The organism is Amycolatopsis eburnea (assembly GCF_003937945.1).
GTDB lineage: Bacteria > Actinomycetota > Actinomycetes > Mycobacteriales > Pseudonocardiaceae > Amycolatopsis > Amycolatopsis eburnea.
In genome coordinates this window covers 459,629-482,469 of sequence record NZ_RSEC01000021.1, presented here as the reverse complement: position 1 = coordinate 482,469, position 22,841 = coordinate 459,629, and the positions used below count along the sequence as shown (strand labels likewise).

Here is a 22,841-nt window from a genome sequence, read left to right as displayed (position 1 = left end):
CGGTGTCACCGCAGGAAGGTGACGCCGTCCCGCGGGCGCTCGTCCACCGTCAGCGAGAACACGTCCGGCCGCGCGTAGTGCCCCGAAACGTCCAGGCTCTGCCGCGCCGCCACGATGTCCGCCAAGTCGATCTCCGCCGTGATCAGGCCTTCGGCGTCCCGCAGCGGCCCCGCCAGCACGTCACCCAGCGGGCCCACGATCACGCTCCCGCCCCGGAACGGATCCTCACCCGCGGTCTCGTACAGGCATGCCGAAACCACGAAGCACCGGCCCTCGTCCGCGATGTGGCGCATCGACGCCTGCCAGACGTCGCGGTCGTCCGCCGTCGGGGCGCACCAGATCTCCACGCCCTTCGCGTACATCGCCGCCCGGAACAGCGGCATGTGGTTCTCCCAGCAGATCGCCGCGCCCGCCAGGCCGGCCGCGGTCGGGACCGCCGGGAGGGTCGAGCCGTCGCCGCGGCCCCAGGCGAGGCGCTCGCGGGCCGTCGGGACCAGCTTGCGGTGCTTGGCGACCAGACCCAGCGCCGGGTCGAGGAACACCGCCGTGCTGTAGAGCGTCGAACCGTCGCGCTCGATCACGCCCGCCACCAGGGACGCGCCGGTCCGGGCCGCGAGCCCGGCCAGCGCCGAAACCTCCGGTCCGGGAACCGGCACCGACGCGGCGAAGTACTCCACGAACGGCGTCCGGCCCGGGTAGCCGCCGAGGACGGCCTCCGGCAGGACCACCAGGTCGGCGCCGCGGATGTCGTCCTCGAACGCCAGGATCCGCTCGACGGGAACACCCGTCCCGAGCTGCAGCGCCCCGACGACCGTCATCCGCGGGCCGGCCAGGGCACCACCGCGGACGTCCGCCGCTGGTAGTCCGCGTACTCCGGGTAGCGCGACTTCGTGATGCTCTCGGTGAACTTCGTCGACCCGACGAACAACAGCGTGAGCAGCACCGCTCCGGCGACCGTCCACTGCGGACCGCCGGCGACGATCCCGAACACCGCGATCACCCACCACTGGGCCTGTTCGAAGAAGAAGTTCGGGTGCCGCGAGTAGCGGAACAGCCCGTCCTGGAGGAACCGCGTCGGCGCGCGGCCGGCGTGCTTCTCGCGGTGGAACGCCCACTGCTGCTGGTCCGCGACCGTCTCCCCGGCCAGGAACGCCAGGAAGACCACCGCGACGACGACGTCCGCCACGCCGAACGAGCCGGGGTTCTCCAACGCGGTGTACGCGGGCAGCGTGATCAGCAGCAGGATCGCGTTCTGGTACAGCGAGATGAAGAAGAAGTTGAACACCTGGAACTGCCACGGCGCCATCCGTCCGCGCAGCACCGCCCACCGGTAGTCCTCGCCACCGGGTGCGTAGCCACCCTTCCGGGCGAAGTTGAACGTCAGCCGGATCCCCCACAGGGTGACCAGCGCGAACATCACGTTCAGCCGGGCGTCGGCGAACCCGGCGGCGCCGGCGAAGATCGCCAGGTACGCGACCGGGACGATCGACCAGATCCGGTCCACCCAGGAGTACTCCCTGGTCAGCACCGACAGCACCCAGGTGCCGAGCGTCACCCCGGCGAAGACGTACAGGCACACCCGCAGCGCGTCCATCCCCTCACAATAGGACTTAAGATCGGCGGCATGAACCTGCCGCTGCGGGAACGGAAGATCGACGTCTTCTTCCTGCACGGACCACCGACCTTCGGGTCCGCAGAGCACAGGCTCCTTTGACCCTGGTAGGACCGCTGGCAGTCACCTGCAATTGACTGCTGTTGACGGCTGTGCCACGGAACCTGGACGGAACGAGATCCCTCGTAACAGGGAACTGATCAACTGCGACCGCCGGTCATGAAGCTGACCATCATCACCGCCGCAGCCGCTCTCACACTTGCGGCTTGTTCCTCCACGTCCACTGACATCCCCGCTTCGCCGACGGGGAGCGAGCCAGCCGCAGAGAAGGTCACTCTCACGGTGGGAGGTCTCGGAGCAGACCAGATCGCGTACACCGACCCGACCGCATCCGGCGGGGTTCGCACCGAGCAGATCCCCGGTCTTTCCACCCCGGTCTCCCGCAAGATCACCGTTGACAAGGGCAGCACCGTGTCCGTCACCCTCTCCGGGTTTGCCGACCGGCCGGTGACCGAGTGCACGATCACCGACGCGACAGACCAGGTGGTCTACATCCGCGGAAAGGATCAGTGCACGTATGTCGCCAACTGACGACGGCCCGGTCGCTGACGACTACGACCTTGAGGGGTTCGCGGAGAAGCTGAAGCGCGACCGTGACGGCCACCAAGCTCTCTACGAGACGACCGGCAGGGAAGCTGACCGGGCCTACGCGGCGGCCTATGCCCAAGCTCTTCATGAGCTGTTCGCCGCCACCTACGGCGACTTCGGCGAACCCCTCGCCATCTACAACCCGGACCAGAAGTAAGGCGGTCCCCGACCGGTGTAGCACCACCGCCGGGGACCTCGATCGGAAGCGAGTCCGACCGTGACGCAGACACTAGCGCCAGCTGGTGAAGAACTGGTGACAGCGATCCGCCAGCACTACCGAGAGGCGGAGGAGCGGGGCGAGAAGCGACCTGGCCGGCCGACGCTCGCAACCCTCACCGGAGCCACCGACCACCAGATCAGGAAGGCCCTGGAGGCGATGGAGGAGGAGCTGGCGACAGAGGTCGCCAGCGAGCCGCCAGCGCCGCCAGCGCCGCCAGAAAAGGGCACCAGCGCAGGTCAGAGCGTCACCAGCGCACCGCCAGCAGGCGGCATGTTCGTGGCATGGGCAGGGTTCGTGTTCGGCTCCGTCGTCTCCATCGCCGCCAACGTCTTGGCCGCCCGGATCCCGCCTGGCGGCGCTGGCGCCAGCTGGTCACCAAGCCTGGTCGCTCAGCTCGGAGCGGCAGTCTGGCCGGTCGCGTTGCTCATCGCGGTCGAGGTGCTTTCGCGGGTGCCGTGGCCAGCTGGCGGGCTCTGGCGATTCGCCAGGTTCGGTGGTGTCGGGGTGGTCGCGGCGGGCTCCGCGATCATCTCCTACGGCCACATCCGGGACGTGCTGACGACCTGGGGTTACAGCGGACTCGGTGCCGGTGTCGGCCCGCTGGTGATCGATGGGCTCATGGTCGTGTCGGGGTTCGCGCTACTGGCAAAAGGTAGCTCTAAGTGACCGGACATCATGTCCGGCTGATCTTGGACATGATGTCCGGGCGGACAGGATCCGGTCATCATGTCTGATCATCATGTCCGTGCGACCTGAGCTGGCGAAACAGTGCCAGGGAGGCGGCGTGGACATGATGACCGCCCATGGCGGCGGGGAGCACTCGACACCTCAGCGACCAGCGACAACGCAGACACAACCGTTCCCCGCGGTCAACTCTGGACATCATGTCCAGGCCGCCCAAATCGAACACTAGGAGTAACCATGAGTGCCAACGACACCCGTCGCCGCGTCACCAACCCGAGCGTGGGCGCTGGCGGATCTGGCCGCTTCCGTAGCGGCTCCCTCACGCAGGCTGCGGAGCAGTACTCGGCAGCCCTCTCACGTCCCGCCGCAGACACCACGATCCTCCGCGGCATGGACGCTGTTCTCGTGGACCTTGCCGCTTCCCTGAGGGTCGTTGAGGGCGGCATGACGACCCTTGGACGTGTCCTTGAAGAGGGCATGCCCGCTGAGCACGCTCTTCACGTATCGCTGACGACGCTGGCGACGCAGATCCGGCAGGCGGCGAACGAGGCGGAGCTTGTGCAGATGGAGCAGCGCCGGCGGAACGCAGCCGACTGGGAGCGCATCGAGAACGCTCCCCGGGCCAACGAGCGGGGTTACGACTGGCAGGCCAACCAGCAGTAGCGAGGTCGCTGACCGCCATGTGACCGGCCTCGCAACACAGGTAGGCTGGCGCGGTACCTCTTCGCGGAGGAACGGCCCCCGGGTAGCTCCCGGGGGCACGCGGAGAGGTTGACTCCGCGAACCGAGGTAGCACGATGGCCGAAACTTTCGGCGCTGCTCTGCTCCGCCTACGGGAGGCAGCCGGGCTGTCACAGCGCAAGCTTGCGCGAAGCGTGCCCATCTCGCAGTCCACACTTTCCCGCTACGAGGCGAAGCTTCAACGCCCCGATAAGCGCACCGCCGCCCGACTTGACGAACTCCTCAACGCCCGCGGTGAGCTGCTCGATCTGTGGCCGTCGCTCGGCACCGAGACACTTAGCCCCGCGGAGGAAGAGCGCCTCGCGGATGCAGTCGACCGGCCGCAGCGGGTCGACGCAGCAGCCTTGGAGTCACTCGCTGGAGTGCTCACCGCAGTGCGTCGTCTGGAAGACGAAACCAGCTCGGCGCACGTCATCCCGATGGTCGACGCACAGCGTGAGCTAGCCCGACAGTTCGCCGCGAACGCACGTTCTGCGACGCGTCCAGCAGCAGTGGGGCTGCTTTCCGAGCTGGAGCAGTACCGCGGCTGGCTCGCTATCCCAGGGCAGCGGTGGGACCAGGCTCGCCAACACCTCGACCGGGCCGCCGTACTCGCGATGGAAGCTGACGATCCCCTACGGCTGTCGACGGCCCTCTCGTTCTCTGCGTACAGCGCGATTCGCCGCCACGACTTGAGTGCCGCAGACGCGCTGTCTGAGGCTGCTCGGCGTGACACTCGCGTCCACGTCGGGCTACGCACATACGAGACATACCAGCGTGCTGAGGTCCTCGCCCGTAACGAGGAGCGCGCCGATGCGGTGCGATTGCTCACCGAAGCAGATGGCATGGTCGAGCGGCTGCCACCGGTCGAGGAGCTGCCACCGTCTGGCTACTGGTACACGCCGGCGTTTTTCCTTGGGCAGCGAGCGTTCGTGCTTCGCGCTCTCGGTGACGAGTCCGGCGCCCGTCAGGCCGCACGCGACTGCCTGGCTGAGATGCCCGCAGAGTGGGCGTCGTCAGAGTGGGCTGTTCGGCGGCGGGAATTGGCCGACGCAAGCTGATTCGAGTGATGCGCATCAGTACACGCATCGCCGAGCCCCTTCACCTGCGACGACGGTCCGCCCGATGATCGATGTGTGACGGCGCGTGAAGGTGAGACGCCCTCCGCTGAGGTGGGCGACGAGAGCGACCTGGTTCCGCTTCAGGACCAGCCCGACGATGAACGCACCCTCTCCGCGCTGTCACCAGACGCGGAGGCGGACGGTGTCATCTGTCTTACCCAGGCGATGAGCGCCCCCGCCAGCGACAGCGAACGTGAGCTAGCCGAAGTCGCTGCCCTGGAGGCCGCCAGCTTCAAGCACAGCGAAGCCCGTCTGTGGCAGGCGGAATGCCAGCTGGCACGGCCACGTCGGATCGGCGAGTCGCTGACCAAGGCTGATTATCGTGCGGCCCGCGTGGTGCTCGCTCATTACTGGCCAAAGTTCCAGACGCCGCGGCCGCCGCGGGAGCGCTGGTGATGGCCGAACTCAACTGTGGAGGAACGAGCGCAGGGCTGGAGGTGCGCCGTGCCCGCCGATAGCGTGGCTGAGCCCTACCGCGTCCATGACCCTACCGAAGTTGCCCAGAAGCTGGCACTCGGAGCCTGGGTCGTCTTTCGGCATGAATTCCAGAACGACGGCTGCGACCTCGTCTCGTGGCTGGAGGCTGTTCGCGCTGCTTGTGCTGGCCTCGATGTTGTCGAAGAGGTCATCACGATCTTCCCGAAAGACCTGACAGTCGTGATCAACGCGGAGATAGTACCGACCGCGGAGCAGGTCCAGGCGTCGGTGAGCCGAGTTGAACTTGACCGATGGACCGAACGCAACTTGCCCCCCGAGCTGCCGGCGCGGGCAGCTCGGGGTCAATAGGCCCCCGGCTGGTGCGCCTGCCTCACCCCCCTTGGGCGGGCCACCAGCCGGGTTCCAGCTCCACCGCAGCCACGCCAACATGTCCTACCCCGGGGCTCGTGGCTTGGTGGTGTTCCTTCGGCGACAAGAACCGGAGGGCAGGCGGCTCCACGTCATCCGGACGTGGAGCCGCCTGGCAGTTTCAGTGCATCCTGAAGTCGACCTTCTAACTAGTGGTCATGTATCCGGTCGTGCGCTGGCGTCTCGCCCTTGATGTAGCTCCGCAAGTCGTCGATATGGATCTTCCGGCGACCGTTCCGCACACGCTGAGTACTCCGTAGTCCCCGCTTACCTCGGGACTCGTCGAACTCGCGGCAGGCGCGCAGGATCGTGTCCTTGTGCTCTCGGGCGTAGGTGGCCGCCTCAATGGGGGTCATCCAGGGCGTACCTGGTGGCTCGTGATCATCCATGAATCACCCCCTAGCGTATTCCGCCAGCTGAAGCCTGTTGAATCACTCCTCTGGCGAATGAGATCTACCGGTTGCGACGAAAGTCTGCGGGATAAGCGTCGAAGCCGCCGCAGGAACCGTCTTAACGCCGGTGTAGCGGCCATAGCCGTTGACGCTTCCCATCTAGGCCCGCCGGGACAGCGGTGCGGCGACTTGATCACCCCGTGGTTTCGATATCGCGGCCCGCGAGATACTCCTTCAGAGCCTCGTCCGGGACCGAGTACGACTTGCCTGGTTTTACGGCGCGCAGTTGGCCGGTCGCGATGAGTCGCATTACGGTTCTGTACGGTTGACCAATCTTCTCTGCGACCTCGTAGGTAGTCCATGCGCGGCGACGTTCCGGATTGGACAAGCTGACAGGTGTACCTTTCGCGTTCGAAGCACCCGGCTGGTCCGCGTGGGCGCTGGCTGCAAACGCGATGAGCAGTTCGGTGATCGCGTCGCCGATAGCCTGCGCTCGAGCCCTTAGTTGAGCAGCGGTCGGCCTATCACTAGTAGTGGGTGGCGCATGATCATTCATACGCCACCCATTACCATTCCTTGCCGGTCAGGGCCTACTGGATCACTCCTCAATCAGGTGAGGCTTACCGATTGCGGAGTGCCCACGTGATCTCGTTCGCAGACTTCCGCGCCGCCTCCGACGGGTCCATCGTGTAGATGTTCTGCGTGATGTTGACGACCGTGCGATCGCTCCCACGAGTGTCCACGCTTGAGGTCGCCGTCGCGGTTCCGCCGGCGGGCTGACCGCTGGTCGCCCCCGCGTAGCGGTGGGCAAGCGCCTGAATGGCAGCCGGAGCAGTTGCCGCCACAACACCCTGTGTCGCCGTAACTGCGTAGCCACCGTAGGTGCGTAGCTGATTCTGGTCTTTGGCTGACAGTGATCCGAACCCGTAGGCGTCTGCCCGGGCGCGGAGCTTCGCGAAACCCTGCTCAGTGTAGATCGCGTGCGGCCCCTTCGGAGCAGGACCGTAGAACGACGGATCTACCCAAGACCCGTCTTCAGCCTGGACCAGGCCGCCGTTGGCGAACCCCTTCAGGCCTGAGTTGATCGCCATGAGGAGGGGGTACCACTTCGCTGTCTGTTCCGCGTTGACCACGAACTCTTCGTCGGACGTCTTGCCCAGCATGCCGTTGCTGAACAGCGTCAAGATGTCGTCCGAGGTGCCCGTGCCAGGTCCCTGGAGCAACCCACCGGCGCTGGCGTCCACGATGGTCGGTCCGCCCTTGGCGAAACGCTTCATCTGCCCCTGGCTGGGGAGGCCGCCTTCGGCGCTGTGCGGGCCGTACAGGTACACGTCGGGCGAGTTGTTACCCGTTCGTACGGCGGCAGTACCGACGGTCTTGTAGATCGTGACGATCTCGACGGTCGACTTCTTGTTCGTCGGGATCTGGTTGATCTTGTCGCGGAGGTTCTGCATGGCAGCGGCCTGCTGATCCGCATTCGACTCGATGACGATCGTCTTGCCGTTGGGCAGGGTGTACACCGCAATACCAAGGTTGTTCACCCCGAGTTTCAACCCGGCAGCCTGAGCCTCAGTCGCAGACATCTTCCCGATCGTCTGCTGCAAGCTGGCAGGCAGCGGACCATTGAAACTGTTCGCTAGGTTCACAGTCTCCTGGTTTAGTGCCCGGGAAGCGTCAGCCTTCTTGCCGTCCGCACTCGCCGCCGTTGAAGTGGCGTAGGCGGCGTTGTACGCGGCTTGCTCCTGCTGCGCCATCGCCTGCTCAAGCGCCAACTCGGCCCGTGCCTTGTCGTCGGCGCTGGCCTTGCCGTTTTTCTGCGTCTCGTTGTACTTGTCGAGCGCGGCCTTCGTGTTCAGCACCGCACCGCGGTACCCCAGCGACGCGTTAACCTGCTCGTGGATCGCGGCCGTGTGTTGTGTCGTCGAGTCGCGGGCCTTGATCTGCGCTTCGCTGACGTTGTAGAGACCCTGCTCCTCGAGCAGGTACGCCGCGTACGCGTCCCGGGTCGCCCGGGCCTGCTCACCGACAGCCCCCGTGCCGTTGTACAACGCCTGAAGCTGCTTTTGAAGCTGCGGGTGGGTAGCCGCCAAGCTTTCGTTGAAGTGCGCAACGTCGCCGGCGACACTGTCGTAAGAGCCGCCATTCTCGAGCACCTGGTGGTTCAGGTTCTTCAGCCCGTCGATGTCGCGCTGGGACTCGACGCCCTGGTGAAGCAGCGACTGGATCCACGCGTCCGACTTGGTGCGGATGGTGTCGAGCGCTTCACTGTGCCCATTGGCAGCGGCGGTTGCGGTGGCCAGGTTGGCCCCGAAGATCGACACGTTCGCCGCGGCGTTCTTGCTGTTGAGCGCAGCAACGTTCGCCTTCGCAGTCTGTTCGTCGATGGCGCCGTTGTCGGCGCGGATGGCGTCGGTGAGCAGGCGGACGTTTTCTCGGTGCTCAGCGGCAGCCTGAGCGGCTTTCGCCTGCTTTTGTCCCAGGATGTCCAGCCCCGTGCCGAGGAGCGCCACCGCGATCGTGGCAGGGTTCAGCGCGCCACCCACGAGACCACCCAGCGCTGTGCCGAACTTGGTGCCCCACTTCGCCGCACCGTCGAGATCCTTGCCGGCGTCCCGAACTCGTGTGCCCAAGCCCTCGAATGCCTTGCCGGCGTCCAACCCAAACTTGCTGGTGATCATGTTGGCTGCGGCTATAGAACCGGCCATCTGCGTCACGCCAGGCGGCAGGGCCGAGACAGCAGCAGCCAGACCACGCAGGACGGTCAGAGTCCCTGTGCCGACGTTGGTGAAGCCCTGGAGGAACCCCAGCGCGCCAGAACCCTGGCCTGTGAGCGAGCCCAGCCCGGCGGCTACCTGGTTCACCATCGCGTCGAACGAACGCAGCGGACCAGCTGCTCCGGAAGCGAGGTTCGCCAGGACCATGCCTAGCGCGGCCTCGACAGAGCGGACTGTGCCACCGAAGATAGTCATCGACTGGCCAGCGGCATCGCTGCCTTGAGAGAGGTTGCGAAGGAAGTCCGAGAGACCAGCGCCGGTCTGGCCGGTGAGGCTGCGGAAACCCTGGAGTGCGCCTTCGCTGTTCCCGATGGCCGTGACCATTCCCGGCATGGCGTTCTCCGCCAGGTCGGTGACCGAGCCGGTCAGCTCGTCGACAACTGGCCCTGACTCGGCGAACGCGGTCTGGATCGCCGGGCGGAGACGCTTGAACGAGGCTTGAAGGTCGTCGGCGGCACCAGACAGGGGGCCGCTGAGCACGGCCGCCATTGCTTGCGTGTCCGAGACCACGGAGGACTTGAGGCCAGCGAAGGAGTCCGCGACCTGGACGTTGCCCTTCAGTGCCGCCGCGCCGATACCCACGAACACCGCAGGGATCGCCGATAGGGCTGCGACAGCGCCAGCGGTGCCGATTGCGGCAGCGGCCGGCAGGCCAGCACTCAGGGCCGCGAAGGTGAGCGCCCGGAACTTGGAATTGACCCGGGCGGCGGCCTTCTCCGCCTCGGATTCGATCGTGCCCTGGTCGATCTCTGCCTTGATCCGAACTCGGGTCTCTTCGCTGGCGATCTTCGCCAGCGTCTCGACCTCGCTGCGGAACTTGGCGGCGTCCGTCAGGTCAGCGGGGATCTCCGCCTGGAGACCTTTCTCGACTTCGCCGATGACCGCAGCCAGGTCGCGACGGAACTTCTCGCCGTCCGGGGTGGCAGGAATCTTGAGCGCTTGCTTGGCGGTGGCCTTTAGGGACGACTCGACCTTTGCGCGCCAAGCGTCGTCAATGGGGTTGTCCGCAGTCAGCGGGAGCTTCGCCGGCGAGGACCGACGTACTCGTTCCTTGACCTTCTCGAGTCCATCGGGGTCGTCGAGGATGGTCCGGATACTGATCGGCCCACCCTTTTCCAGGCGAGCGCGGATGCGTCGTTCATCTGCCTCGGTGTTGTCGTGGAGGTTTACCTCTACGAAAGCCGAGGCGATGCGAAACCCCTCAGGCACGGTAGCCCTCGCTCTCCGTGCTGTACACACGCACAGAACGAGAGGTATCGGCGAGCCGGCTTCGCATGAAGGCGAGCCGCAGCATCGCAGCTAGCTCGGAAGGAGAAGGGGGCGAGTTGCCCGTGATGCGCCGCAATGGCGCGTCGGTGATGCCCATCGAGGTGGCTCCCTCGGTCGGGAACGCCAAGCGACACACGAACAGACTTGGTGGTCTGTCGGTATCGGCCTGGCTTCCCTCTCGGGGCCACCCACTAAGGGCGTCTCACCATTCGTCGCTTCCCGGCGTGCTCGCTGCACTCACTGCGGTGTATCTGCCGGAACTACCCCTATCCAGGGGCTCCCGACACCGGCAGCCGGAACGACTAGCGTGGCATTCAGTTATTGGTCAATGCACCACCAATTATACCATTTTTGCCCGCCTGAACTGGTATAATGCAGGGTGGTCGATGCAACCGTTTCAGCCCGACGAAGCCCCCGAGTCTGCCCATACTCGGGGGCTTCGGGGTCTCATGAGGACGGACAGACGTGTAAGCTATCGGTGCCTAGACCGCCTGATCCGTGGAATGGCACAGAACCCCCGTGCAGGAGTCGCACCGGGGGTTCTTTCATGCAGGGAATCCACCCAGCTCTGCATCCATCATTCACTCTCCCGTGGAGTGACCTGCCTAGCGCTGGCTTTGGGCACAGACCTAGATCGACTCATGGAAGATGGGTCGGAGGAGCAACGAAGACGGGATGAGCCGGGGCACACTCCGCGGTTGTCGCCGTACATGACGGTCGCCGAGTCCGCCTCGTTCGCTCGGTGTCACGAGCAGACCATCCGCAAGGCCGTACGCGCCTACCAGCGTGACCAGAGCACCGGCCTCAAGGCGTTCCAGTCGGGGGCGCACGCCACGATCCGGGTTCACGTCGACCGCACCACCTTCACCGTCGTGGCTTCGGACGGCGTGCACCGCTACGAGGTCAGCACGGCCCACGCGTCGTGCACCTGCAAGGCCGGAGAGCACGGCCGGCGCTGTTACCACGTCGCAGCCGCTCAGCTTGTCGCTGCCTGAGGATGCGTCATCAGGCAGCGTCATCAGGTTGCGTCATCCGCATCATCGGGGCCCGTCATCGACCCAGTGGGCGACTCAGGACCGCTTGCCTGCCCCTCCGAGGGGTACCGTCGAGCCGTGGAAGATGGCGGGCTGCGGCCCAATCCCGACACCTGCGCCCCCGAAGAGTGGGACGCCTACCTGGAGTCAGCAGACGTGCTGGCGATGACTCAGGCAGAGGCCGACACCCACCGGAATCTGATGGACCGGTACACGGAGCGGCTGATGCGTGAGTCAGCCGCCGCCAGCACCACCCTGAACCGGCTCCTGGATACCCGCGATGAAGCCAATGCGGAAGCGGAAGCCCTGTCGGTGCGGTGCCGTGAACTGAGCCAGCAGGTGTTCGACGCTGGCGACGTTGTCATCGCGGCGCTCCGCAAGTACGACCGGGACGATCCTCGTGTGGAGTCCGCTCGGGCACGTGAAGCGGAGTTGACGGTCGAGTTGGCGCGGGCGCGTGCCGAGCTGGCTACCGCGAACCTGCGGGCCATCCAAGCCACCAAGGACGCCATGTAGGTTCCCTCCCATCGGCTTTTACCGGCCTCGCTGTAAATCCCTGTCACGCACGGCCTCAAGGACTCCCCCAGGGACTCACCGCGGACAAGGGGCTCTGACCAGCGGATATTCGGAGAAACCCTGCTACCGTGCCAGCGAGGTGCCGTGCAGCTGTCAACTTCCCATGCGTCAACGTGTCGTCGTCGTGCAGCCTGCACTTTCTTGCACGACCAATGTCAGGTTCCCTGATACGTTGACCCTATAAGTTTTTACTAGTCACAGCCGGCGCGACGCGACCCTCCGGATGCCATCGGCAACCCTTCGTCAGGGGTTTCCGGGAGGACTCACGGAGGACTCACGGAGTCGCCGCGGCGGCGTGCCATTGGGTATGGCATTCGGTATGGCACAGCCTGGGGAAGCTATGGCATTCCCGAAGCTTCGCGAGGTGTAGCGATGGTCTCGCGAGGCTGTCGCGAAACCATCGCCTTCCCTGCCTGCTCCTGCTCAGGCGGCGTTCTGCCAGCCCTCGTGGCACTGCCGGGCCCACTTCACCGCGTCTTCTCGGACAGCGGTCAGCAGTTGAGCGAGGACCTGAGTCTCCCTGAGCTGGAAGTCGTCGAACTGGTCAATCGTGGCTTTGATCCTGCCGCCGGCGGGATGACGGTCTCGGTGACGCACAGCGCCATCTACATCGAACCCGCCTGGCGTGGAGGACTCCCAGTCGGCACCGTTCTCCCGGATCACCGCTGTCCAGATCTTCGTTAGCTGGCGCGTCAGCGCCTTCCGAGTCAGACCCACAAGATGCCCAGGAAGCGCGGGGTCCTCCCGAGGTCCCTTCAACTGGCTTCTTCCCTGCGGCGAACGCGAAGCGTGCGCCCTCACAGGAGTGCCCTCGATGGAATCGCCCTCACTGGAAGTGCGAGTGTGATTACCTTCGTCTGATTCGGTTCGTCTGATTCGTGCAACCTGTGAGTTTCGACCGGTCGAAACCTGTGAGTTGCGGGTAGTCGAAACCTGTGGGTTGCGACCCCGGTAACGGGGGTCGGTAACGGTCACGGGGTCCGGTAACGCGTCCTCGGTCGCGGCGTTCCGGGCGGCATAGAAGTCCGTCAGGGTCTGCGGTCCGGCGTAGCCGTCCACGGGCGTCTCATGCACCACGTAGATGCTCGACCGACCGGGGACCTCTTCCACGTCGATGGCGCCCACCGCGTCCAGTTCCTTGACGTACCTGGTCAGGCTCTGCCTGTGCCTGTATCCAAGCATCTGCGCGATGGTCGTCAGCGCAGGCCAGACGGCGCCGTCGCCTCGCTTGACGTTCACGTGGGCGTGAAGAGCCCCGTACAGAGCCTTTGCCTGCGGGGTGACATCAGGGTTGAGGACCAGCCAGATCGGGACCTTGGCGAACTTGGCGGGCTCAGTACGGCCGGCGCGGATCTCGGTGCGTTCGTCGTTCTTCACGCCGCACCGCCTTTCGAAGTGGTGGCGCGAACGATCTGCGAAGCAAGCGCTTCGCCGCAAGACGTTGGCGCGTAGTGTCGCGCAGTAAAGGCCAGAGTGCTACCATTGAGGCACAACATGAAGATATGGGTCTCCTTCCCAGGCGGGTGGGAAATCTTTCAGGTAACCCGGGGTTGGTGGCCCCGGGTTCCTGCTTTTCTTGGTCGAGAGTACGTCGCCGGCGCGGGCACGCCAGTCAGTTGACCTAGTCGTCTCGACGGCGAACAGCGAGGTCGCCGATGCTCGCCGGTCGAGTTGGGCGGTCATGGTCCTGCGCAGCCGAGTACGCCAGCGCCGCCGCCTGCTGCGGGTTCTCCGCGTTGTCGATCGTGCGCTGCACCTTGGCGCGAGCCGCGTCGAGTGCCTGCTGAGCGTCCGCAAGCTCGAACTTGCTGGCCTCCCGGTTGGTGCGCACGGCAGTGAGGGCGGTCTGCGCCTCGTCGATCCGGGCTTGGAGCTGGCGGAAGTGGCCGATCTCCGGGTTTCGGCCGGCGGGGCGTTCCGGAGCGTCATAGTTGGCCTGGGGGGCGAATTCCGCCATCAGGGCCTCACGTTCCGCACGGCGGGCCAGCACCCTACGCTGGATGATCTCGCCAGCTGCCGTGCTTTCGGAATCGGGTTCGGTCACGGTGATGGTTCCTTTCGAGGTGGTAATGGGTGGCTAAGCGGCCGCGGCGTCGCCGCGGCCGAGTCCTTTAGTGAGGGCGGTGAACTCTCGAGCTTCCGCCTCCTTGAGCTCCGCCTCAGCGGCACGCAGGGACGCCAACGCGTCGCTGTACTCGTCGCGATCGCCGCTGCGGGCAGTCTCCGTAAGGGCCTGTCGGTAGGCGTCCACGTCGCGGCGGACAGTGGCTGAGTCTCGGGGGATCGGGTCCCCGATGTACGGCGCAGTCACTCGGCAGGCCCCTTCTCGCGCAGCTGATTCAGCAGCCCACCCCAGAACGCGTACGCGCCCGGGGTGTCGATGGTGCGTTGCTGGAGAGCGCGAACTCCGGCGGCGGTCCAGGCGACACCGGGACCGTCCTCGAACCGGGAGACACACCACCCGTCGTCGCCCACGACAGCCCACGGCGGATAGCCGTGATCCGCTTCGAACTCCAGGACAGCCGCGACCCACTCAGTACTGCCGGGCTCCACGGGGGCGGACTTGTGCACTTCTGGCGACAACGCAGCCTCATCTCCTAGACGACAGAAGGCGGGGGAGCTGGCACGTCCAACCAGCTCCCCCGCCGTAACCCCGGACACATTCACTGGCGCAGCGCAGGAAGGGGGTACGCGCACCCAGGAGCGTCAACGGGGGGATTGTGATCATCAGGCAGCTTCCTGCTCCACGGCAGCACCGGAGACCCACCAGGTCAGCCGCGAAGCGTGCCGAGAACGGCGAGTCGACGGGATCGGCGGCCGCGAATAGTCGGGGACAATGTCGCCGCGTCGCGACCAGAGGGCCATCGCGCTCGCTAGCACCAGGCCGGCGTACGGCCGTGGGTCCGCCTCCAGGATCGCCGTGTCCACGTCGAGCGCCGTGAACGGCTTGCCGCCTCGGCAGCACTTCGCCAAGGCTTCGTCTACGCGGTCACGGTCGTTCCTGTGGCCCACGGTCCCAGCCGCCCAACTGGCCTCGACGCCCTCCATTCGAGCGGCGAGGCCAGCCAGGACAGCTTCGCGTTCTGCGTCACTCACCGGTCAACCCGGTCCTTTCGATCGACGACCGCGAGTGCCATTTGCAGTTCGCGGATCAGCTCCGCCGCTTCGGAGGGCGTGAGGTCGAGAGCGAAGCCGTTGTCGGCGCGGCACGAGTCGTTGCGGTGCAGGAAGATTCGCGGCTGCGACTCTCCCTCGTCACGGTGCACGCCGATCTGCAACCAGTCCTCTTGCGGCCCTACGTGGAGGTCCCACCGCACGTACATCGAGTGCGAGTGGTCCTCGCCGGGGATGCCGTGCCCACCCGGGCACCACCAGTCACAGTCCGGTTTCGTCCAGGTGCGGAGGTGAGCGGGGACAGGTGCGGCGGAGGGCATCGCGGAGCGGAGAGGCAGGACTTCAGCAGTCATCGCTGCACCTCCACGTCGACCCAGACGGCAGCCAGCTCCTCGGACCCCAGCCCCATCCGCCCCACCGTCAGGCCGTTGAGGTACACCAAGACTTCCTCGTAGCCGCTGATGCGGTCGCGGTCGCTGAGCAGGCGGTTGCCCTTGGCGAACTCGGTGATCGCCTCCTGGTGTTTCGCGATCAAGTAGACGATCAGCTGCTCGAGAACCCACGACGGATCCTCGTGAGCAGGGGTGAAGGCGGTGGTGGTCATCGCTGCACCTGACCCATCTCGATGCCGACACGCAGGGCGGCGGAGACGATGCTGGTGCCGTGCTCCAGGAGGAATTCGGCGTTCAGCCCGGCGATCTGGACTGCGCCGATCTTCCAGCCGTCCGCCGCGGTCCACTCGTCCTTCCGCACGACCTCGACGCGGTCGCCCTCCAGATCCTCGAACACGAACAGCGTCTTCATGCTGGTGATCGAGGCGTCCACGTCGCGCATCGCTTCGCAGATGCTGTGCTCGCACCACTCGGCACCGCCGTGCTCCACCGGGGGCAGCAGTTCCGTCGGCTGGTCGACGTTCAGCAGGTCAGTGCGTGCGATGATGGTGGTCGTCATTCTCGGGTCTCCCTTACAGACTCGTGGTGGCTGTGCCGCCCAGGGCCTTCACCCCCTGGGCGGCCTTCTTTCTGCTAAGCGGCGGTGTCGCTCAAGAGCCGCTGGTCGAACGCTTCCAGTTCCGCGACCGGGTAAAGCACGTGACGTCCGACCTTCACGGCCTTCGGGCCGTAGTCGGTCTGCCGCCAGTAGCGGACCGTGCGCTCCGTAGTGCGGTAGCGGTCGGCGACTTCGGCGAGAGTCAGGTAGTGCGGCTGAGTGTCGGCCACCGGGCCCTCCTGTCGTTCGTGTCGTTGACTGTCATTGATGAGTATGACACGACGACCCGAACTAGTCAACGCCAGCGATGCATGTCATGCTGAGAACAGACAAGAGGAAGGGGCCCCTGTGCGAGTTGAAGAGATCGTGGGCATCCGGATGCGGGAGCACCGCGAAGCACGCGATATGACCCAGGAGCAGCTAGGCGAAGAGCTTGGCTACTTCCTAGGCAATGCCTGGTCCCGGCAGGCCGTCTCATCCGCAGAGAAGGGCAAGCGGGCGTTCACGGCAGCCGAGCTACTGACCATCGCCGACTCCCTGGGCATTACCTGCGCGGACCTCTTACGGCCGCCGCCGTCGCTCAGGGAGATAGAGATGCCCTCGGGTTGGTACCTCACACCAGCCGCCCTGAGGGAAGAGGTCGAAGTGGACTACCCGCCCATCGTGGCTGAGCTGATCACACTTCTAGGGAAGGACCACTACCGCGCACAGGAGGCACTGGTGGCTGCAACCAAGAACCTGGAGACGTTAGCCGCGCACCTTCCGTCAGCGGAGGCATCCCCCCAAGAGTCTGACCACGTGGAGCGGGAGCCCTCGGCAAAGGAGAGAGGGGCGAGGAGTGGGGTTCACTAAGGACCTTTGGACGAGGCCAGAGAAGCAGCCTGACGGGGAGATCAAGCGGGTTCCGAACGCCCGATGGGGTAAGGGAAAGCGCTGGCTAGCGTGCTGGCTTGACCCGGACGAGCGGGAGCGCACGAAAGCATTCACGACCAAGACTCCAGCGACGAAGTACTGGCAGAAGATGGAGGCGGATCGCGACCGCGGGGAGTACGTCGACCCCAAGGCGGGCAAGGGCCTTGTGGCGGCGCTTGGTACGCGCTGGTTGGGTTCTGTGAAGGTCGACCCCGCGACGAAGATCAAGTACGAGCAGATTCTACGACTCCACGTCGGGCCAGCATTCGGCCAGAGAGCAATCAAGTCGATGCGGCGTCCGTCGGAGGTCCAAGCCTGGCTGACCAGTAAGAGCGAGAGGTACGGCGACTCGACCGTCATGCTGTGCCGGCTGGTGCTCGGCGGGCTGCTCGAGCTTGCGGTCGTCGATGGTGACTTGCGTAAGAACCCTGTGCGATCGAGGATCGTGTCGACCGGCAAGGCCACTTCGGAGAAGGTGACCGTCTGGCAGGACTCCCGTATGTGGGGGGTGATCGACGCTCACCCAGAGCCTCTTCGCGCTATGCCAATCATCGGCGCGACTTGCGGACATCGCGAAGGAGAACTCTTCGCCATCGCCGATGACGACCTCGACGAGGACCGGGAGATCATTCACATCCGACGACAGCTCAAGCGCTTGGGCAACGTGTGGGTGTTCGCGCTACCGAAGAACAACACCGAAAGAGAGGTTCCCCTGGCGTCGTCGTCCCTGTTGGTCGCACGCAAGCACGTCGCCGCATACAAGCCTCAGCCAGTCACCCTTCCTTGGGAACGACCAGACGGCGAGCTGCGGACGTACCGTCTGATGTTCGTACATCCAGACACGGGGAGACATCTCAAGCCATCGACATACGACAAGTATTGGGACAACGCCTTGGCCGCCGCCGGCGTCGAGGGTCGGACTCGAAGAGACGGCCGACACGCGATGCGCCACTTCTACGCGGGGCTTCAGCTGGCTGGCGGCACAACGATCAACGAGCTTGCTGTCTACTTGGGTCACCACGACCCCGCGTTTACGCTCCGCGTGTATGGCCACCTTCAGCCAGACTCGCATGATCGAGCACGGAGGGCTGTGGACACGCGGTTCTTCCGCCCGCGCTCGGCTCTCAGCATGCGTCAGGCGTGAGCTGGACGGAATATGGACGGAACAGAGGATTGGACAGCACACGTGGAGCACCGCAAATCGGCAGGTCAGACGGGGTTTTGGCGCTCTCCCAACGTAAGATCGACGTCTTCTTCGCGGTGCTGTTCTCGGTCTTCACGGTGACGTCGCTGATCAGCGACCTGCTGCCGACCGTCGGGGTCGACTTCTCCCGCCCTTCGGGCAACTTCTTCGTCAACTCCAACTACTGGTACGCCCACGACGCCGACCCGCTGTTCATGCACCCGCCGGACTGGATGCGCATCGTCACCGGGCTCTCGGCGTTCGTCTACATGCCGTTCTACGTCGTGCTCGTGGTCGCGCTGGTGACCGGGAAGAACTGGATCCAGCTGCCGTCGGTGATCTACGCGACCATGATCGTCACGCTGACCGGGATCGTCGTGTTCGGCGTCGAGTTCTTCGGCGACCCGGCCACGCGCACCGGCAACCCGGTGAAGTTCCTCGCCTTCAACCTGCCCTACGTCCTGGTACCGCTCCTGCTGCTGGTCCGGATGCGCAAGCCACTGCCGTTCACCCGCCGTTTCTGACCGGAGGCGCCGTGCCGTACTCGTTCCTCAGCCACCTCGACTGCTCCCGGACCGGCGAGCCCTTCGACGCCGACGCCGTCCAGGGCCTTTCGCCGTCGGGCGCGCCGCTGCTCGCGCGGTACGACCTCGACGGGGTCCGCGAAGCCGTGACACCGAAGGAGATCGGCGGGCGCGAGCCGACGCTGTGGCGCTACCACGAGGTGCTGCCGGTGCGTTCGCCCGAGCACGTCGTGAGCTTCGGCGAGGGCATGACGCCGTTGCTGCGGCTGCCGCGCTACGGCCGTGAGCTGGGGCTTTCCCGGCTGTGGATGAAGGACGAGGGCCTGGTCCCGACCGGCACGTTCAAGGCGCGCGGCGCGGCGGTCGGCGTCTCGCGGGCGGCCGAGCTGGGCGTGCGCGGGATCGCGATGCCGACGAACGGCAACGCCGGGGCGGCGTGGGCGCTGTACGCGGCTCGCGCGGGGCTGACCAGCCTGATCGCGATGCCGGACGACGCGCCCGCGATCACCCTGCGCGAGTGCGTCGCCGCCGGCGCCGAGCTGTACCGCGTGGACGGCCTCATCGGCGACGCGGGCAAGCTCGTCGCCGCGGCGGTCCCGCGTCGTGAGGGCGTCCAGGACGTCTCGACGTTGAAGGAGCCGTACCGCATCGAAGGCAAGAAGACGATGGGGTACGAGATCGCCGAGCAGTTCGGCTGGCGGCTGCCGGACGTCATCCTCTACCCCACCGGCGGCGGGGTCGGCATCATCGGCATCCACAAGGCCTTACTGGAGATGCGCGAACTGGGCTGGGTGACCGGCGACCTGCCGAAGCTGGTCGCGGTGCAGGCCACCGGGTGCGCGCCGATCGTGTCCGCGTTCGAGCGCGGCGCCCGGGAAAGCGAGCCGTTCCCGGACGCGCGCACGGTCGCCTTCGGCATCACCGTGCCGAAGGCCATCGGCGATTTCCTCGTGCTGGACGCGGTTTACGCGACCGGCGGGACCGCGGTCGCCGTCACCGACGAGGAACTCCTTGCCGCGCAACGGGAACTCACCGAGCGCGAAGGCACGTTCGTCTGCCCCGAAGGCGGGGCGTGCTTCGCCGCGCTCCGGCACCTGCGCGAGTCCGGCTGGCTCGACGGCGACGAAGACGTCGTCGTGCTCAACACCGGCGCCGGGATCAAGTACCCGGAGACGGTGCCGCTCGACGTCCCGCTGCTGGCGAAGACCGACGCGATTCCTTAAAGGACCGAGCGGACCGTTTCGGGGTCGCGCGCGACGACGGTGGTGCCGTCGTCGGCCGTGATGATCGGCCGCTGGATCAGCTTCGGGTGCTCGGCGAGCGCGTCGATCCAGCGGGACCGGTCCGCCGGTGTGCGGCCCCACGTCTTGAGGCCGAGCTCCTTCGCGATCGGCTCGGCCGTGCGCGCGATGTCCCACGGTTCGAGGCCGAGGCGCTCGAGCACTTCGGTCAGCTCCGCCGGCGTCGGCGGGTCTTCGAGGTAGCGGCGCACGGTGTACTGCGCGCCCGCTTCGTCCAGCAACGACACCGCGGACCGGCACTTCGAGCACGCCGGGTTGACCCAGATCTCCACGGGCGGCAGCCTACCGCGCTGGTTTTGGAGCAGCTGTTCTGTTACGGTCGTGGCATGCCCCGGCCCCGTGTGCACGACCTCGACGCGCTGCTCGACGTCGCCGAACGGCTGGTCGCGACGTCGGGGTACGAGAACGTGACCGTGCGCGGGCTGGCGACGGCGGCCGGCGTGCCGAACGGGACGATCTACCACGCGTTCGGCTCGCTCAGCGAGCTGCTCGCCCGGGTCTGGGTGCGCGCGGCGACAGCGTTCCTCGACCTGCAGGAGTCCCAGGTGGACGCCGCTCCGGCGCCGGTCGAGGCCGTCGTCGCGGCGGCCGGCACCCCCGCGTTGTTCGCCGCTCAGCGACCCGACGCGGCACGGATGCTGCTGAAGGTCCGGGGCGACCGGCTCTTCGGGCCCGAACTGCCCGGCGAGCTCGCCGACACCCTGCACGCGCTGGACAAACGGCTGGTCGCGCTGCTGGTGCGGCTCGCGCGGCTGCTCTGGGACCGCGGGGACGGCCTGGCCGTGGAGGTCGTCACCACCTGCGTCGTCGACCTGCCGACCGCGTTCTTCCGCCGCGACCTCACCGATCCCCTGGTGCGGGAACGGCTCGCCGCCGCCGTGCGGGCCGTGCTGACCGTGCCACCCCGAGAAAAGGACCGACCGTGACCGTTTCCGTGCTCGACCTGGGCGACGACGAGAACCGCTTCTCCCCCGAGTGGCTGCAGCGCGTCCATTCCTTTTTGGACGGTGTGGACGGCGCGCTGGTGACCACCGGCGGCGGCAAGTTCTACTCCAACGGCCTCGACCTCGACTGGCTGACCGCGCACGGCGACCAGGCCCAGCAGTACGTCACCGACGTGCAGGAGCTGTTCGCGCGGGTGCTGACACTGCCGGTGCCGACGGTGGCGGCGGTCAACGGCCACGCGTTCGGCGCGGGCGCGATGCTGGCGATGGCGCACGACTTCCGCGTGATGCGCGCGGACCGCGGCTACTTCTGCTTCCCGGAGGCGGACATCAACATCCCGTTCACGCCGGGGATGGCGGCGCTGATCCAGGCCAAGCTGACCCCGGCGGCGGCGATTGCGTCGATGACCACGGGACGCCGGTTCGGCGGCGCCGAAGCGCTGGAAACCGGCCTGGTGGACGAAATCGCGGCCGAGACCGAGCTGGTGAAGGTGGCTTCCGAGCGGGTGCGTGTCTTGGCGGGCAAGGACCGCGGCACGCTGGGCGCGATCAAGGCGACGATGTTCGCCCCGGCGGTGACGGCGCTGCGCGCGCCCGCGTAGGCCTCCGGCCCCCGGTTTCCAGCTTACCGGCGGGCACCGACAGTTCCGGACGACCGCTCGGCCCCGCACGCACCCAAAGTCCGTGAAGGCCTCCTTACCGGCGTTTATGCCCGTGAAGGAGGCCTTCACGGCTTTGCGACCTCGGCGAGGCGGCGGCGCAGGTGGGCGCGTTCGGGTTCGGTGCCGGCCAGGGCGAGGGCGTCGCGGTACGCCGCCGCGGCTTCGGGGTGGCGGCCGAGGCGGGTCAGGAGGTCGCCGCGGGCCGTGGGGAATGGGCTGTACTCGCGGAGGCGGGGCTCGTCCGCCAGTGCGTCGAGCAACGCGAGGCCCGCTGCCGGGCCGTCGCGCATCGCCACCGCCACCGCGCGGTTCAGGTCGACCACCGGGGACGGGGCCAGGCCGCGCAGCACGTCGTACAGCGCGACGATCTGCGGCCAGTCCGTGCTCGCCACATCCGGGGCCTCGTCGTGCAGGGCCGCGATCGCCGCCTGGACGCCGTAGCGGCCGGGCGGGCCGCCGGTCAGCGCGATCTCGGCCAAGGGCGTGCCCTCCTCGATCATCGCGCGGTCCCAGCGGGCGCGGTCCTGGTCGTCGAGCAGGACCAGGTCGCCGTCCGGGCCGGTGCGGGCGTCGCGGCGGGCGTGGATCAGCAGCATCAGCGCCAGCAGGCCCGCGACCTCGCGTTCGCCCGGCAGCAGGCGGCGCAGGATCCGGGCGAGCCGGATCGCTTCCTCCGCCAGGTCGAGGCGCTGCAGGTCCGGCCCCGAACTCGCCGCGTACCCCTCGGTGAAGATCGAGTAGACGACCTGGAGCACGCCCGGCAGCCGCCCCGGCAGCTCGTCGGGGTCCGGGACGCGGAACGGGATCCGGAGCGTGCGGATCCGGTTCTTCGCCCGGACGATGCGCTTGCCCATCGTCGCGCCCGGCACCAGGAACGCGCGCGCCACCTCGGCCGTCGTCAGGCCGGCGAGGCACCGCAACGTCAGTGCCGCGCGGTCCTCCGCGGGCAGCGCCGGGTGGGCGCAGGTGAAGAACAGCTGGAGCCGCTCGTCCGGCAGGCCGCCGTCCGGCGCCGGGGCCGGGGCCGGGGCCGCGCGGTCGGCCTCGACCTGCAGCACCGCGAGCCGGGCCGCGTAGGCCTGGTCGCGGCGCAGCCGGTCGACGGCCTTGCGCCGCGCCGTCGTCATCAGCCAGGCGCCCGGCTTCGGCGGCACGCCTTCGGCCGGCCAGTGCACCAGCGCCGCTTCGATCGCCTCCGACGTCACCTCCTCGGCCAGGTCGAGGTCGCCGAACCGGCGGGCGAGCGCGGCCAGCAGCAGGCCGCGCTCCTCCCGGAACACCGCCTCGATCGACGCGGCCGCCCGCTCCGGCACGG

At 66.9% G+C, this 22,841-nt stretch carries 28 protein-coding genes; 15 read left to right on the top strand and 13 right to left on the bottom strand.

The genetic code is table 11. The features are described from left to right. Positions 1-5 precede the first annotated feature (5 nt). Positions 6-818, bottom strand: coding sequence for a carbon-nitrogen hydrolase family protein (locus EIY87_RS06210; protein ID WP_191983970.1), 813 nt, complete (start codon positions 816-818; stop codon positions 6-8). Beyond that, the gene (locus EIY87_RS06205) at positions 815-1,594 is read right to left on the bottom strand and encodes a DUF1295 domain-containing protein (protein WP_125306647.1); all 780 of its coding nucleotides are present in this window, start codon (positions 1,592-1,594) and stop codon (positions 815-817) included. Before EIY87_RS06205 ends, EIY87_RS06210 begins: the two co-directional genes overlap by 4 nt. 237 nt (positions 1,595-1,831) lie before the next feature. Here EIY87_RS06205 and EIY87_RS06200 point away from each other — a divergent pair, with 237 nt between their 5' ends. The 7 genes from EIY87_RS06200 to EIY87_RS06170 all read left to right on the top strand — a co-directional run bounded on the left by EIY87_RS06200 (position 1,832) and on the right by EIY87_RS06170 (position 5,791). Continuing rightward, positions 1,832-2,203 carry a hypothetical protein gene (locus EIY87_RS06200; protein WP_125306646.1) on the top strand — a complete coding sequence of 124 codons (372 nt, stop codon included), beginning with the start codon at positions 1,832-1,834 and terminating at the stop codon, positions 2,201-2,203. Further along, positions 2,190-2,417 carry a hypothetical protein gene (locus EIY87_RS06195; RefSeq protein WP_125306645.1) on the top strand — a complete coding sequence of 76 codons (228 nt, stop codon included), beginning with the start codon at positions 2,190-2,192 and terminating at the stop codon, positions 2,415-2,417. The genes EIY87_RS06200 and EIY87_RS06195 overlap by 14 nt, the downstream gene beginning before the upstream one ends. Before the next feature lie 96 nt (positions 2,418-2,513). Continuing rightward, positions 2,514-3,146: a hypothetical protein gene (locus EIY87_RS06190; protein ID WP_125306644.1), complete on the top strand. Its 633-nt coding sequence runs from the start codon at positions 2,514-2,516 to the stop codon at positions 3,144-3,146. Positions 3,147-3,401: 255 nt separating this feature from the next. Continuing rightward, a complete protein-coding gene (locus EIY87_RS06185; RefSeq protein ID WP_125306643.1) occupies positions 3,402-3,827 on the top strand; it encodes a hypothetical protein in 426 nt (141 codons plus the stop codon). 134 nt (positions 3,828-3,961) lie between these two features. Then, positions 3,962-4,945: a helix-turn-helix transcriptional regulator gene (locus EIY87_RS06180; RefSeq protein WP_125306642.1), complete on the top strand. Its 984-nt coding sequence runs from the start codon at positions 3,962-3,964 to the stop codon at positions 4,943-4,945. Between the two features lie 75 nt (positions 4,946-5,020). Next, the gene (locus EIY87_RS06175; RefSeq protein ID WP_125306641.1) at positions 5,021-5,401 is read left to right on the top strand and encodes a hypothetical protein; all 381 of its coding nucleotides are present in this window, start codon (positions 5,021-5,023) and stop codon (positions 5,399-5,401) included. 48 nt (positions 5,402-5,449) lie between these two features. Next, a complete protein-coding gene (locus EIY87_RS06170; protein ID WP_125306640.1) occupies positions 5,450-5,791 on the top strand; it encodes a hypothetical protein in 342 nt (113 codons plus the stop codon). 645 nt (positions 5,792-6,436) lie between these two features. On the opposite strand, the gene EIY87_RS49250 is transcribed toward EIY87_RS06170, so the two are convergent. From EIY87_RS49250 to EIY87_RS47570, 3 genes are all read right to left on the bottom strand, one after another. After that, positions 6,437-6,799 (bottom strand): excisionase family DNA-binding protein, encoded by a 363-nt coding sequence (locus EIY87_RS49250; RefSeq protein ID WP_125306639.1) that lies wholly within the window; start codon positions 6,797-6,799, stop codon positions 6,437-6,439. Between the two features lie 64 nt (positions 6,800-6,863). Beyond that, positions 6,864-10,226, bottom strand: coding sequence for a hypothetical protein (locus tag EIY87_RS06160; RefSeq protein WP_125306638.1), 3,363 nt, complete (start codon positions 10,224-10,226; stop codon positions 6,864-6,866). Next, positions 10,219-10,383: a hypothetical protein gene (locus EIY87_RS47570; RefSeq protein WP_158641287.1), complete on the bottom strand. Its 165-nt coding sequence runs from the start codon at positions 10,381-10,383 to the stop codon at positions 10,219-10,221. The genes EIY87_RS06160 and EIY87_RS47570 overlap by 8 nt, the downstream gene beginning before the upstream one ends. A gap of 613 nt (positions 10,384-10,996) precedes the next feature. On the opposite strand from EIY87_RS47570, the gene EIY87_RS47565 reads away from it, so the two are divergent. Then, on the top strand, positions 10,997-11,281 hold the full coding sequence (locus EIY87_RS47565; RefSeq protein ID WP_158641286.1) for an SWIM zinc finger family protein: 285 nt from the start codon (positions 10,997-10,999) through the stop codon (positions 11,279-11,281). A 117-nt stretch (positions 11,282-11,398) separates the two neighbouring features. Next, positions 11,399-11,836: a hypothetical protein gene (locus EIY87_RS06150; RefSeq protein WP_125306636.1), complete on the top strand. Its 438-nt coding sequence runs from the start codon at positions 11,399-11,401 to the stop codon at positions 11,834-11,836. 483 nt (positions 11,837-12,319) lie between these two features. Here EIY87_RS06150 and EIY87_RS06145 read toward each other — a convergent pair whose 3' ends face one another. From EIY87_RS06145 to EIY87_RS06115, 6 genes are all read right to left on the bottom strand, one after another. Then, on the bottom strand, positions 12,320-13,273 hold the full coding sequence (locus tag EIY87_RS06145; RefSeq protein ID WP_125306635.1) for a hypothetical protein: 954 nt from the start codon (positions 13,271-13,273) through the stop codon (positions 12,320-12,322). Positions 13,274-13,517: 244 nt separating this feature from the next. Continuing rightward, complete coding sequence (locus EIY87_RS06140; protein WP_125306634.1) at positions 13,518-13,940, bottom strand: hypothetical protein; 423 nt, start codon at positions 13,938-13,940, stop codon at positions 13,518-13,520. Between the two features lie 1,048 nt (positions 13,941-14,988). Further along, entirely contained in the window at positions 14,989-15,174 is a 186-nt protein-coding gene (locus tag EIY87_RS06130; protein ID WP_125306632.1) for a hypothetical protein, read from the bottom strand. 185 nt (positions 15,175-15,359) lie between these two features. Beyond that, positions 15,360-15,614, bottom strand: coding sequence for a hypothetical protein (locus tag EIY87_RS06125; protein WP_125306631.1), 255 nt, complete (start codon positions 15,612-15,614; stop codon positions 15,360-15,362). Continuing rightward, positions 15,611-15,961: a hypothetical protein gene (locus EIY87_RS06120; RefSeq protein ID WP_125306630.1), complete on the bottom strand. Its 351-nt coding sequence runs from the start codon at positions 15,959-15,961 to the stop codon at positions 15,611-15,613. Before EIY87_RS06120 ends, EIY87_RS06125 begins: the two co-directional genes overlap by 4 nt. Positions 15,962-16,035: 74 nt before the next feature. Next, positions 16,036-16,230 (bottom strand): helix-turn-helix transcriptional regulator, encoded by a 195-nt coding sequence (locus tag EIY87_RS06115; protein ID WP_125306629.1) that lies wholly within the window; start codon positions 16,228-16,230, stop codon positions 16,036-16,038. A 118-nt stretch (positions 16,231-16,348) separates the two neighbouring features. On the opposite strand from EIY87_RS06115, the gene EIY87_RS06110 reads away from it, so the two are divergent. From EIY87_RS06110 to EIY87_RS06095, 4 genes are all read left to right on the top strand, one after another. After that, positions 16,349-16,852 carry a helix-turn-helix transcriptional regulator gene (locus EIY87_RS06110; RefSeq protein ID WP_158641285.1) on the top strand — a complete coding sequence of 168 codons (504 nt, stop codon included), beginning with the start codon at positions 16,349-16,351 and terminating at the stop codon, positions 16,850-16,852. After that, positions 16,839-18,056, top strand: a complete 1,218-nt coding sequence (locus tag EIY87_RS06105; RefSeq protein ID WP_125306627.1) for a tyrosine-type recombinase/integrase — start codon at positions 16,839-16,841, stop codon at positions 18,054-18,056. The genes EIY87_RS06110 and EIY87_RS06105 overlap by 14 nt, the downstream gene beginning before the upstream one ends. A gap of 77 nt (positions 18,057-18,133) precedes the next feature. Next, complete coding sequence (locus EIY87_RS06100) at positions 18,134-18,619, top strand: EXPERA domain-containing protein (protein ID WP_225439740.1); 486 nt, start codon at positions 18,134-18,136, stop codon at positions 18,617-18,619. Positions 18,620-18,630: 11 nt separating this feature from the next. Then, a complete protein-coding gene (locus EIY87_RS06095; RefSeq protein ID WP_125306625.1) occupies positions 18,631-19,842 on the top strand; it encodes a threonine synthase in 1,212 nt (403 codons plus the stop codon). Here EIY87_RS06095 and EIY87_RS06090 read toward each other — a convergent pair. Continuing rightward, positions 19,839-20,192, bottom strand: a complete 354-nt coding sequence (locus tag EIY87_RS06090; protein ID WP_125306624.1) for an arsenate reductase family protein — start codon at positions 20,190-20,192, stop codon at positions 19,839-19,841. The genes EIY87_RS06095 and EIY87_RS06090 overlap by 4 nt on opposite strands. Before the next feature lie 54 nt (positions 20,193-20,246). Between EIY87_RS06090 and EIY87_RS06085 the strand changes: the two genes are divergently transcribed. Together EIY87_RS06085 and EIY87_RS06080 are read left to right on the top strand one after the other, a co-directional pair. Next, positions 20,247-20,846, top strand: coding sequence for a TetR/AcrR family transcriptional regulator (locus EIY87_RS06085; protein ID WP_191983969.1), 600 nt, complete (start codon positions 20,247-20,249; stop codon positions 20,844-20,846). After that, the gene (locus EIY87_RS06080) at positions 20,843-21,466 is read left to right on the top strand and encodes an enoyl-CoA hydratase/isomerase family protein (protein WP_125306623.1); all 624 of its coding nucleotides are present in this window, start codon (positions 20,843-20,845) and stop codon (positions 21,464-21,466) included. Before EIY87_RS06085 ends, EIY87_RS06080 begins: the two co-directional genes overlap by 4 nt. A 125-nt stretch (positions 21,467-21,591) precedes the next feature. On the opposite strand, the gene EIY87_RS06075 is transcribed toward EIY87_RS06080, so the two are convergent. Then, entirely contained in the window at positions 21,592-22,839 is a 1,248-nt protein-coding gene (locus tag EIY87_RS06075; protein WP_225439739.1) for an RNA polymerase sigma factor, read from the bottom strand. Between the last annotated feature and the right edge of the window lie 2 nt (positions 22,840-22,841).